Genomic DNA, 11,912 nt, shown 5'->3' with positions numbered 1-11,912 from the left:
GCTAAAAGCATCACGTCCTGTGATAATGCCTTCGTGACCAACATCCTGTTGCCCCGACGCCCCCAGGAAGCTTTGCTCTGTGCGAAAGCGAAGCGACAGCAACAACAAAGCGCCCAGTCGGAACGGAAATCAACCTCACGTTATGGTGATAAGTTAATTCTTTACTAACCTAAAAAAATCTTGCCAATGATTTAAACGTGGCAGTTCAACATGCTGATTATAGGATTGATTTTTTAAAATTACTTTTGTCTTCACATCTTGTAGTGTTTCTAATACAGCTGGTTTATCATCCACATAAACATCTAAAGCTAGCTCTTTAATGATCGCCACTTTCTCCGTGTCCTGCATTCCGCAGAAAAAATGACCTGCTGTGATTGGAAAACCTTGTGCTTTCATCCAAGCTTGTGATTGCTCACAATACTGTTTTGGACGTGAAGTAATATAATAAATCTCATGTCCTTGCTGTGCCAAAGCTTGAAGTGTCTCGAGTGCTCCCTCAAAAGAAGGACAATCCGTAAAATAAATTTCCTCTAATGAACTATTCCACATTGCTGACCCTTCAGCATCTGTTAATCCAAAAGGTTCATGAATTTCAACTCTTTGCAAAGCTTGAAGTGCCTCTAGTGCAACATTTTTACCAAGTTTTTTATTATAGAGCGCAAAGGCATGTGCTCGTAAATCAATAAGTGTATCATCTATATCAAAGCCAAATTTCATGTTGTTTTTCTTCCCTTCAAGAAGCCTTGTTGATGAAGTTAGTCGCAAATGTTTGTTCTTTTTCAATTTGCGTCGCTAATACTTCCTCAATGGCCTGCTCGCGCATTTGTTGAAAATCTTGTACGTTAAAATGAGCAAGCGTATCTTTATTTAAAAGTGCAGCAAGACAATCTGCATCCTTAAGTGCACTATTGAGCCCAAATGCTCCAGTTGGAGTCATCGTGTGAACAGCATCCCCTAATAACACAAGCCCCTTTGTCCCCCAGCAGTTACAATGACTACTGAATACGTCGAGCAATACAAAGTCTTGCCAAGATCGTATATGTTCCTTAACAGTATCGGATAGTTCCGGAAATTGCTCTGAAAGCTGTTGGATAAATGGTGTAAATGCATTTTTTCTAAGCTGAGGAAAACTTCCTTGTTCAATATTCCAGCCGATTTGAATGAACCCACCTACCTGCGTAAACAACGATAGCTGTTTATCCTCTATTAATGCCATTTTAATCGATGGCTCCCATCCTCGGGGTGCAGGAATTTTTGCCCACAATAAATCAAAACCATGCTTATGCTTTTGAATCTCTATATGCGCTTGCTTACGAATCGTAGAGTAACGACCATCAGCACCGATAATTAACTGACTACTAATTTCAATTGTTTCCCCATCTTTTGATGCAATGACCCCCGTATATCTACCCAAAGAATCAACTATGAGCTTCGTTACCTTCGTATTCAGGAGACATGAAAAGTGCGGAAAATGCTGTGTTTCTTGTAAAATTCCCTTTAATAGATTTGCTTGCGGCACATGAATTCCTAAATGGCCTACAGCTTCATCAGGAACAATAGTTTTAAATGCTCTACCTTCTGTGTAATATTCAAGCTTTCTCATACGTAGTATGCCGAGTTCCTCGACTGCATCAAAAAGTTGATGATTTTTTAAAACAGTTTCGCCCTCTTCATTTAAATGCTCACCGCGAAATGCCTGCCCTAGTGCTGCGTTTTGTTCCAGCAGTATTACGGAGAGACCTTTTTTCGCTAGTAAGTGCGAAAGAAGTGTTCCACCTGGCCCAGCCCCTACAATACAAACATCTGCTTGATAATTCACTTTTCTTCACCTATCTTTGGGTAAGCAATGATTCGTAAATCTTGCCCAACCTGCTCAAACGAAGCAAATTCTACATCCCAAGCTTCATCCATAGAAGATGGATTGTGACCAGCAATCGGTGTTAAAGATAAACGACCGCCGAGAATCTTTGGCGCTATGTAAATTACATATTTGTTAATAGCACCTTGCTGTAAAAATGAAGAGTTGATCGTACTTCCACCCTCTACTAAAATATCCGTAATGCCATATTGATATAGTTTTTCAAGCATATCATCAACAACAAGCCCCTCAGATGCATGTCGAACTGGCAATACAGTTACGCCTTTTTCCTCAAATGCCGTTATTTTTTCTGGATTGGCATTCTCACTACATACAATAATTGTTTTCGCTTCTTCTACATTTAGGACATTGGCATGTGCCGGTGTACGAAGTGAGCTATCCATAATAATGCGTACTGGATTTTTTCCGTAATCTTCTTTTAATCTTGTCGTTAAGGATGGATTGTCAGCTAAAACAGTCCCAACCCCAACTAAAATACCATCCACTTCATGACGAATTCGGTGAACATCCTCACGTGCTGCCTCACCAGTTACCCACTTGGAGTGTCCCGTATGGGCAGCTATTTTCCCATCTAAAGTCATCGCATATTTTGAAATAATAAATGGTCGTTTTGTTAGCATATTGTGAATAAATCGTTCATTTATACGGCGAGCTTGTGCTTCTAAAACACCCACCTCTACCTCAATACCCGCATCTCGTAACAACTGAATACCACGTCCAGCAACAGCAGGATTGGGATCTTGCATCGCTACAACAACACGACTAACTGCAGATTCCTTCACTAAATTTGCACAAGGAGGTGTTTTTCCATAATGCGAACATGGCTCAAGGGTTACATAAAGTGTAGCACCTTTCGCATGTTCTCCAGCCATACGGAATGCATGCACCTCTGCATGTGGTTCACCTGCTTTTCTGTGTAAACCCGTTCCAACAATTACACCGTCTTTTACGATTACAGCCCCTACTAGTGGATTGGGATTCGTATTTCCTTTTGCACTAGCTGCTAAATCAAGTGCTAGCTGCATATATTTTTCATCTGTTGTCATCGTCGTTTCCTCCACTCACTTCTCTTCGCGCAAATGTCCAGATTTCTCTACTTTCGTGTCTAAATAAAAACGATTTGTCTCCGTTAATCCTCCCCATAATGGGACATGTCCTTCTGCTGCTAAACCATGCGCCTGTAATGCGGCAAGCTTCTTCGGATTATTCGTAATCAGTGTAACTGGTTTTGAACGCAGTGCAGCTAACACAGCCATGGCATCTTCATAAGAACGGGTATCGTCTGAGAAGCCAAGTGCATGGTTTGCTTCAACCGTATCTAACCCCTCTTCCTGTAATAAATAAGCAAGCGATTTCGAGAATAGCCCGATTCCACGACCTTCATGATCTGCTAGATAGAAAATAGCACCGCAGCCATGCTCCACAATCATTTTCATCGATTCATGTAATTGATAACCACAATCACAGCGCTGGCTTCCAAAAATATCACCTGTATGACAAATGCTATGCATACGAATTAAAGCATTCTCTGCATGTGCAAAATCTCCATAAACAAGCACTGATGACTGTTGTAAAAAAGCTAAATTTGCAGATGCTAATCCATCAATAATTTCTTCTTTAGATTGATTTGCCCCTACTTTTAACCAGTTATACCACTGAAATGTCGCAGAAAATTCACCCTGTGTTACCGGTAATTTTACTGGACCAACTAGGCAAATGCTTTCAGATTCAGATTGCTTCACGATCGTCATTTTGTCTTTCACTATATCCAAAACTTTAGTAGTAATTGTCATATTTTCTCCAACCTTCTATTGTTTAACAGCTAGCTTCTACTAACTGAGCACTTGTATTTTCACATCACTTACATAACGTAACCTAGTTTATAATAATAACTAATAACTGTCAAACTACAGCTCTTATTCTATTAAAAATAATTAATTAGAAACAAAAACTGCTACATTACGTTGTAATCATATACTAATAGCTTATGGAGGTGCTATTTTTTCTGTGCAGGCTAGTCTATAATAAGCTGTGGTAACCGTAATGATGAAAGGAAGTTAAGAATGCAATTTGAAAAAAATGTTCAGGTGAAGCAGCCAAAATATCAACAAATAGCTGTCGACCTAGCCTCAAAAATCGTGGAAAGAAAATATAGAATTGGCGATAAAATATACGCAAGATCTTCTCTAGCTAGCCAATACAATGTCTCTTCGGAAACTGCAAGAAGAGCGATTGCCGTTTTGCAAGACTTGGAAATTGTGGAAGCAACTAAAGGTAGTGGGGTTATTATCATCTCATATGAAAAGGCTGCATATTTTGTCCGACAATTCCAGGATGTTCAATCTGTCCATGAACTACAACACGAGCTTATGACTAGCATTCAGAAGCAGCACCAAGAATTAATAAATCTACAGGAAAAGACTAAACAACTTATTAGTCGAACTGAACATTTCCGATCCGTCAATCCATTTATCCCATATCAATTAGAGATGACAGCTGAAAGCCCTTGTATCCAACAAACAGTACAGGAATTGAATTTTTGGCAAAATACATCTAGCACGATTGTCGGAATTCGTCGTAAAAATGAATTATTATTATCACCTGGTCCATATGTGTCATTGGAAGAAGGAGATATCCTTTACTTTATAGGTAATGATGAAAGTTTCGCTCGAGTTCAGAGCTTTTTATATCCAAATTAAAATCCGCTTAAGCGCTGATATAACAGCGTTTAAGCGGATTTTTTGTTATTTGTCGATTTGACAGAAGTAACAACTCTTTGTTAGGGTTAAGTTGTTACTTGTTTATATTTGGGTATCAATATCCTCAAATAGTATTTATCTTCATTCAGTGTGTGTCCAAACGCCTACTGAAATAGAAGAACTAAGCCTAAAAATGTCAAGGACAGTGGCATTTTATCTGTGCGTAAGTGAAGCAATACCATTTACGCCAAGGCGAAATTGATCTACGAAAGGAGTGGTTCTATTGGAAAAATTAAAAGTGGAACATGTTTCTAAAGTTTTCGGGAAACATATTCCCCAAGCATTAGAACTCGTCAAGCAACAAAAAAGCAAGACTGATATCTTAAAAGAAACAGGTGCAACAGTTGGTGTATACGATGCAAGCTTTACTGTAAATGAAGGTGAAATCTTCGTCATCATGGGATTGTCAGGAAGTGGAAAGTCAACGCTTATCAGACTTTTAAACCGACTTATCGAGCCTACAAGCGGAAATATTTATATCGACGGAGAAAATATTTCTAAAATGGGCAAAGAGAGTTTACGTAATGTAAGAAGAAATAAAATGAGTATGGTCTTTCAAAACTTCGGTTTATTCCCCCATCGTACACTTCTTCAAAATACTGAATATGGCCTTGAAATTAGAGGCATCTCTAAAGAAGAACGACAAGCCAAAGCAGAGCAGGCTCTCGAAAATGCTGGCTTACTTGCTTATAAGGACCAGTATCCAAGTCAATTATCAGGTGGTATGCAACAGCGTGTTGGATTAGCACGTGCACTTGCAAACGACCCTGAAATATTACTAATGGATGAGGCTTTTTCTGCACTCGATCCATTAATTCGGAAAGAAATGCAAGATGAGCTACTCGATTTACAAAGCACAATGAAAAGAACAATTTTATTTATCACGCACGATTTGAATGAAGCATTACGTATTGGTGACCGTATCGCTATTATGAAAGATGGCTCAATCATTCAAATTGGTACTGGAGAAGAAATTTTAACAAATCCTGCAAATGATTATGTTAAAACCTTCGTAGAAGACGTCGATCGCTCTAAAGTATTAACAGCTGAAAATGCCATGGTTCGACCTGTATATGTCAATGTAGATGTAGATGGACCAACCGTAGCACTTAAACGAATGCGAGAAGAAACGGTTAGTTTACTAATGGCTGTTGACAAAAACCGACATTTAAAAGGCTATATTACTGCTGACGACGCACGAGCTGCAGCTAAAAGACAAGAACAAACGGTACATTCAATCGTTCAATCTGAAATATCGACCGTTCCACCAGATATGCTTTTACAGGATATTTTAGGTATGATTCATAATTCTCCTACTCCTATTGCAGTTGTAAAAGATGAGCGCTTACTTGGTGTTCTCATCCGGGGCGTTGTCATCGAAGCACTTTCAACTAGCGATGAGGAGGTAGTTGCAGATGAGTAATTTTTTAGACAATATACCAGCTATACCAGTGGGACCGTGGGTAGAATCAGCTATGGACTGGTTGACGAGTAATTTTTCAGTGTTTTTTGACTTGATTCAAAAAAATGGAAAACTACTCATGAATCAGGTCACTGATTTATTAGTTAGCATTCCTCCGATTATTCTTATTTTACTTATTGTCATTTTTGCCTTTTTCGTTACTGGCAAAAAATTCGGACTTGCAACGTTTTCATTACTTGGTTTGTTATTTATCTATAATCAAGGCTTATGGACACATCTTATGGAAACAACTACGCTCGTGCTCTTCTCAAGTATCATCTCAATCATTTTAGGTATTCCACTTGGCATTCTAATGTCCAAGTCAACAGTAGCTGAAAATGTGATTAAACCGATACTCGATTTCATGCAAACAATGCCTGGCTTCGTGTACTTGATTCCTGCCGTTGCCTTCTTTGGTATCGGGATAGTCCCTGGCGTATTTGCATCCGTTATTTTTGCCTTACCACCTACTGTACGTATGACGAACCTAGGAATTCGCCAAGTACCAAAAGAATTGGTAGAAGCTGCGGATTCATATGGTAGTACCTCAAGACAAAAACTATTTAAAGTGGAAATCCCTCTTGCCAAATCAACTATAATGGCCGGGATCAACCAAACTGTTATGCTATCACTTTCAATGGTTGTAACTGCTTCAATGATTGGTGCACCTGGTCTAGGTCGCGAAGTATTAACTGCACTACAACGTACACAAGTCGGAAATGGCTTTGTTGCAGGTTTAGGTCTTGTTATTTTCGCCATTGTTATAGACCGCTTAACGCAAAGCTTTAATAAGAAGAAAGCCGTATAGAAAAACACGGAAATTAGCAACGATTTGTAGTTTGATACAAAACTATTAATATATGAAGGGAAGATTCGATGAAACTGAAAACATTAACTAAATTAGGAATGGCTTTAGGGCTTGGCTTTTTGCTAGCTGCATGTAGTGGGGATGATTCAAGTAAGAGCGATGGTAACTCAAAGGACGTCGATTTAGCCTACGTTGAATGGGATACAGAAATTGCTTCCACTAATGTAGTTGGGCAGGTGCTAGAGGATTTAGGTTACAATGTAACATTAACACCACTCGATAATGCAATTATGTGGGAAGCTGTTTCAAAAGGTGAAGCAGATGGAATGGTTGCTGCTTGGTTACCAAATACACATAGCCAACAGTACGAAAAATATAAGGATGATCTTGATGAGCTAGGCGAAAACCTTGCTGGTGCCAAAATAGGTCTAGTAGTACCAAGCTATATGGACGTTAATTCGATCGAGGATTTAAAAAATCAAGCAGATCACACAATTACGGGTATCGAGCCTGGTGCTGGGATTACAGCTGCTACAGAAAAAGCTTTAGACGAATATGATAACTTAGCAGATTGGAATCTAATAACATCTTCATCTGGTGCTATGACAACTTCTCTTGCTAAAGCAATTAAAAATAAAGAAGACATCGTCGTGACTGGCTGGTCTCCTCACTGGAAATTCGCTAAATATGACCTTAAATATTTAGAAGATCCAAAAGGAATTTTTGGTGGAGAAGAAACAATTAACACATTCGCTCGTAAAGGGTTAAAAGAAGATAAACCAGATGTATATTCTGTACTAGATAACTTCCATTGGACTTCAGAAGACTTAGAGAGCGTTATGCTAGAAATTATGGATGGCAAAGACCCAAAACAAGCTGCTAAAGATTGGGTTGAAGCCAATGCAGACAAAGTTGCTGAATGGACGAAGGATGTAAAAAAATAATTTATAAAAATGGACGGACAACTGACAAAAAGTTGTCTGTCTTTTTTATTGGTTTTTCTCATCTTATTTGAAGAACATTAAGGCTACTCTATAAAAACCTTTCCCCGTAATGAACAGAATACGAATATTTAACGTCTACTGAGTAAATTTTTATATCTCCTAAACACCACAAAAAAATCAAATATTTGAATATATTAAACAGCTTTTTTTAAAGCAACAGCGAATTTTTGCCGTTGAGTAGGATAAAAAAACACCCGCAGCGATTAGACCGCTGCGGGGTGACTATTAATAGTATTAACTAAGATAATAATTTCAAAGATATCGCTGCACCTAAAACAAGAGTAATGCAAACAATACGTCTCCAATCCTTGGATTCATTGAAAAACACCATACCGAGTAATGCACCACCTGCCGCTCCAATTCCTGTCCAAATGGCATATGCTGTCCCCATTGGCAATGTTTCCATGGCATATGCAAGACCAGCAAAGCTCAAGGTAAATACGAAAATCAATAACATCAAATTTTTAATACTTTTAGTATCATTATATTTACTAATCATATAAACACCCATCATCTCACATAGCCCCGCAACTACTAATGCAACCCATGCCATTATTCATTCACCTCTTTCTCTTTAGGCTCCCCGGTCACAAGCTTTAATCCGACGACCCCTGCAAGTAAAACGACGATACATAAAATTTTAGCTAATTTCCATGGCTCTCCGAACAGTAAGCTATCCGCACACACTGTACCCGCTGTCCCCAAGCCTACGAACACTGCATAAACAGTGCCGACCGGTAAGCTTTCTCCAGCCTTAATTAGTAAATAAAAGCTAATAAAAATTGCAATAGCAGTACCAAGCCATTCAACTACACTTCCTGCATGCTTTAAACCTATAACCCAACCAACTTCAAAAAAAGCAGCAATTACGACACTTACCCATTGTTTGTTCATTGCGAATTCCTCCATTTTATTGTTAAACACGGATATTGAGCGGTTTTCTGACCTACCTGATCACTTCTCTGAGCTACCCGATCACTATCGCTGCATACCTGATCACTTCTTCGGCAAACCCAATCAGTTCTCTGACCTACCCGAGCACTTCACTCTGTCTACCCCTGAACTATGAAACTCCCTTCCCTCAGTAGCCAAATAAAAAAAGCCTAAGAAACACTGCGTAAACAGTATCTCCCAGGCTTTTATCCTTCCGTGTCACAAAATCAATTTTGTGGTTTTCTCTCGGACCAGACTAGCATTTGCTACGGAACCCTAGAAAACTATCCTATTTGTTTATGCTATTAGTATAGCAAATTATTCAGTCATTTTCTAGTCGTACGTAACCAACTTTTTCAACTAGCGCTTGCCCCTCATCTGATAGAATCCATTGTCAACCAATTAAAAATCAAACAAACAAATAGTATGAATAAACATATTGGAACGGTTAATAATAATCCCTTAAAATGTAGCCCTCCACTTAAAATTAAAGACAGCCCAACTACCCCTGTGAAAAATAGTAACCCTATGAGTATAAACAGTGACTGTAACACCTTCATAATCATTCGGCTCGACCTCCAAAAGTGGGATTTTACACCAGTATATTTATAATAGATTATTCTCAGAAGATAAACAATAATGTATTCAGAAAATTATGTTAAAATAAAACATAGTATTGTAAGGAGGTATTACATATGGCAATTGATAAAGTACGTAAGCATTTAGCGCAATGGAATGCGGAACACAAAATACAGGAGCTCAACGAAAGCTCGGCGACCGTGGAACTAGCAGCACAGGCACTCGGGTGCGAGCCTGAACGCATTGCGAAATCCTTATCATTTCTCGTAAACGATGGAGCGATATTAATTGTCGCAGCAGGCGATGCCAAAGTCGACAATGCAAAATATAAAACTGTCTTTGGTACAAAGGCCAAGATGCTTGGAAAAGATGAAGTACTCGAAAAGATCGGGCACGATGTAGGTGGTGTTTGTCCTTTTAGCGTGAATGAGGGCGTTGCTATTTATTTAGATGAATCACTCAAACGCTTCACAACAGTATTCCCTGCATGTGGTAGCAGTAACTCCGCCATTGAGCTTACTATTTCTGAACTAGAAACCTATACACCATATCAGGAATGGATTGATGTATGCAAAGGCTGGAACGAGTAACAGGGCAAAAAATCGGCGAAACTTGATAGAAAGTCTCGCCGATTTTTATCTTTAGTAATGGTTATTGTTGCTAACGAATCTTCAGCTATGATTACGCTCAGGCGGAATTGCTTTAGCTTTCTTCCCTATATCCAACGGCTAAACAGTGAGAATCCCATTCTGTAATTTGATTGCCTACTCTACAAGATAAACCACACGCACGATTATCAGCGATAAATGAGCCGATTAACCATTTCTTTGTTTGTAAACCTTCCTTTAGCTTTATCGGTATAGAGGGCATTTCTACATATTGCTGATAAATAAACAAATTATCATCATAATGGGTGTACGCAGAGGCATTCGTTTTCGTACCATCCTTATTTATTCGGCACTGCTTTTCTTCCATATGTCATAAAGCGCCATACCTTTTCAAATGGTCCCATTTTAAAGAATTTGAACCAGATGACACTAAAGATAATTTGAATGACAAAAGTGAGGGTTGCAATGATTACTACATCAGAAGGAGAAACAACTTCAAGCCCCATTGAAGAAATAATAGCTAAGCCAATAAAGCTTTGAGCTAAATAGTTTGTAAATGCCATTTGCCCAACTCGTCCAATTGGCTTAAGCAGCTTTGCAATTTTCTTATTCTCTAACAAAACAAATAGACAAGCTAAGTAAAAATACGTTGTCGGAATTACACCTAAACCAATAATTAATTGTAGATTTTGATCATCTCCTTTAGAGGCAAACCAAATCCAAAACGAAATACCTACAAAGAATGGCAAGGTCACAAATTGTATCCACTTTATTTGTTTAGAATATTCACTTACATGACTAATCCAATCAGCTTTTGCAACTAAAAAACCAGTTAAAAACATGATGAAAATAGTAATTGCATCATTTCCTAATAAACCAAAAACAGTAGAAAAGGCTTCTTGATTTGGCATCAATATTTGTCCAAGAATGCACAGGATATGAACAGTAATAATCGCAAATAGCCATTTACTAATCGTTGAAATCTTTGCATGATAAAAAGGTATTAGTAAAAAACCTATTACTGCATAAATAGCTAGGATTGATCCCCAGAAAACAAATATATGAACAATGCCAATTAATAATAAAGCTAGTAAGCGTCTTGCAAAACGCCATCTTGGCTTATCCCCACGCGCTTCAGCACGTGAAGCAAAAATATAAAAACCTACACCAAATAGGAATGAAAAAATCGAAAAGAATTTCTTCTCAATAAAAATATCTATGAGCGTATTAATAATGCCATTAACTCCACTATAGTCAGGCATCGGTCCTCCCTCCACTATTACCTGGTAGGCTGCCACATTTATAAACAAAATGCCAAATAACGCCAGCCCACGAATAATGTCTAAGGAAACGATTCTTTCTTTTTGAGGTACGGATGAATTCATTTTTTAAAACTCCTTATCTTTCAAACTTTACTGCGTTATGACTATCATAGCTTTCCATCCTTACAGTAGTTTTTTTAAAAGCTTACAGGAACCTTACATTTATAGATTTTTCTCATAAGTTAATGTCTTTTTTCACTTACATTAGTTTTTAATCCCCTTCTAAAAGCAAAAATTTCATATTTTATAGTAACAATTATTTCTTTTTAAAAAGGAGAATAGACGATGTACAGACAACGCAGATTTGGTTTTTGCTACCCTGGTTATAAATACTGCGGACCAGGATGCTCAGGACCAGGTAGACCTATCAATGCCGTAGATTCATGCTGCAAATTACACGACGAATGTTATGATCGATATGGTAGAACTAGATATTGCGATGAAATGTTCCAAAATTGCTTACGACCTCAAATGAATGCTAATAATAAAATGGCTAGAGATGCTAGATTATTTTACAATATCTTCGATATGCGCAATCGGTTCTTTTAAGCCATATAG

At 38.2% G+C, this 11,912-nt stretch carries 14 protein-coding genes and 1 riboswitch; of the genes, 6 read left to right on the top strand and 8 right to left on the bottom strand.

Annotation, left to right across the window (positions count from 1 at the left end; genetic code table 11):
* Positions 1-153: 153 nt before the first annotated feature.
* The 4 genes from ACQKMI_RS09935 to ACQKMI_RS09920 are packed head-to-tail and all read right to left on the bottom strand — an operon-like array spanning position 154 to position 3,672.
* Positions 154-717, bottom strand: coding sequence for a 5' nucleotidase, NT5C type (locus ACQKMI_RS09935; protein WP_427488411.1), 564 nt, complete (start codon positions 715-717; stop codon positions 154-156).
* Between the two features lie 16 nt (positions 718-733).
* On the bottom strand, positions 734-1,819 hold the full coding sequence (locus ACQKMI_RS09930) for an FAD-dependent monooxygenase (RefSeq protein WP_427488398.1): 1,086 nt from the start codon (positions 1,817-1,819) through the stop codon (positions 734-736).
* Positions 1,816-2,925, bottom strand: a complete 1,110-nt coding sequence (ribD, locus tag ACQKMI_RS09925; RefSeq protein WP_427488396.1) for a bifunctional diaminohydroxyphosphoribosylaminopyrimidine deaminase/5-amino-6-(5-phosphoribosylamino)uracil reductase RibD — start codon at positions 2,923-2,925, stop codon at positions 1,816-1,818. Before ribD ends, ACQKMI_RS09930 begins: the two co-directional genes overlap by 4 nt.
* A 15-nt stretch (positions 2,926-2,940) precedes the next feature.
* Positions 2,941-3,672, bottom strand: a complete 732-nt coding sequence (locus tag ACQKMI_RS09920; RefSeq protein ID WP_323650431.1) for a GTP cyclohydrolase II — start codon at positions 3,670-3,672, stop codon at positions 2,941-2,943.
* Positions 3,673-3,942: 270 nt separating this feature from the next.
* Here ACQKMI_RS09920 and ACQKMI_RS09915 point away from each other — a divergent pair, with 270 nt between their 5' ends.
* From ACQKMI_RS09915 to ACQKMI_RS09900, 4 genes are all read left to right on the top strand, one after another.
* Positions 3,943-4,578 (top strand): TrkA C-terminal domain-containing protein, encoded by a 636-nt coding sequence (locus ACQKMI_RS09915; protein ID WP_323650430.1) that lies wholly within the window; start codon positions 3,943-3,945, stop codon positions 4,576-4,578.
* Between the two features lie 283 nt (positions 4,579-4,861).
* Positions 4,862-6,061: a quaternary amine ABC transporter ATP-binding protein gene (locus ACQKMI_RS09910; RefSeq protein ID WP_427488393.1), complete on the top strand. Its 1,200-nt coding sequence runs from the start codon at positions 4,862-4,864 to the stop codon at positions 6,059-6,061.
* A complete protein-coding gene (locus tag ACQKMI_RS09905) occupies positions 6,054-6,908 on the top strand; it encodes an ABC transporter permease (RefSeq protein WP_427488391.1) in 855 nt (284 codons plus the stop codon). The genes ACQKMI_RS09910 and ACQKMI_RS09905 overlap by 8 nt, the downstream gene beginning before the upstream one ends.
* A 68-nt stretch (positions 6,909-6,976) precedes the next feature.
* Positions 6,977-7,852, top strand: a complete 876-nt coding sequence (locus ACQKMI_RS09900; protein ID WP_323650426.1) for a glycine betaine ABC transporter substrate-binding protein — start codon at positions 6,977-6,979, stop codon at positions 7,850-7,852.
* Between the two features lie 298 nt (positions 7,853-8,150).
* Here ACQKMI_RS09900 and ACQKMI_RS09895 read toward each other — a convergent pair whose 3' ends face one another.
* Positions 8,151-8,465 (bottom strand): DMT family transporter, encoded by a 315-nt coding sequence (locus ACQKMI_RS09895; RefSeq protein ID WP_427488389.1) that lies wholly within the window; start codon positions 8,463-8,465, stop codon positions 8,151-8,153.
* Complete coding sequence (locus ACQKMI_RS09890; protein ID WP_427488387.1) at positions 8,465-8,806, bottom strand: DMT family transporter; 342 nt, start codon at positions 8,804-8,806, stop codon at positions 8,465-8,467. The genes ACQKMI_RS09895 and ACQKMI_RS09890 overlap by 1 nt, the downstream gene beginning before the upstream one ends.
* Positions 8,807-9,038: 232 nt before the next feature.
* Positions 9,039-9,136, bottom strand: a riboswitch (guanidine-I (ykkC/yxkD leader).
* A gap of 404 nt (positions 9,137-9,540) precedes the next feature.
* Between ACQKMI_RS09890 and ACQKMI_RS09885 the strand changes: the two genes are divergently transcribed.
* Positions 9,541-10,014: a YbaK/EbsC family protein gene (locus ACQKMI_RS09885; protein WP_427488385.1), complete on the top strand. Its 474-nt coding sequence runs from the start codon at positions 9,541-9,543 to the stop codon at positions 10,012-10,014.
* Positions 10,015-10,126: 112 nt separating this feature from the next.
* Here ACQKMI_RS09885 and ACQKMI_RS09880 read toward each other — a convergent pair whose 3' ends face one another.
* Positions 10,127-10,399 (bottom strand): glutathionylspermidine synthase family protein, encoded by a 273-nt coding sequence (locus ACQKMI_RS09880; RefSeq protein ID WP_427488383.1) that lies wholly within the window; start codon positions 10,397-10,399, stop codon positions 10,127-10,129.
* A complete protein-coding gene (locus ACQKMI_RS09875; protein WP_427488381.1) occupies positions 10,371-11,417 on the bottom strand; it encodes a DUF418 domain-containing protein in 1,047 nt (348 codons plus the stop codon). The genes ACQKMI_RS09880 and ACQKMI_RS09875 overlap by 29 nt, the downstream gene beginning before the upstream one ends.
* Positions 11,418-11,639: 222 nt before the next feature.
* Here ACQKMI_RS09875 and ACQKMI_RS09870 point away from each other — a divergent pair, with 222 nt between their 5' ends.
* Positions 11,640-11,903 carry a Parvovirus coat protein VP1-like protein gene (locus ACQKMI_RS09870; protein ID WP_427488379.1) on the top strand — a complete coding sequence of 88 codons (264 nt, stop codon included), beginning with the start codon at positions 11,640-11,642 and terminating at the stop codon, positions 11,901-11,903.
* The last annotated feature ends 9 nt before the right edge of the window (positions 11,904-11,912 follow it).

It is taken from the genome of Lysinibacillus sp. NPDC097214 (genome assembly GCF_050277945.1).
In the GTDB taxonomy this organism is placed as follows: domain Bacteria; phylum Bacillota; class Bacilli; order Bacillales_A; family Planococcaceae; genus Lysinibacillus; species Lysinibacillus xylanilyticus_B.
This window is presented reverse-complemented; position numbering and strand designations above follow the sequence as displayed.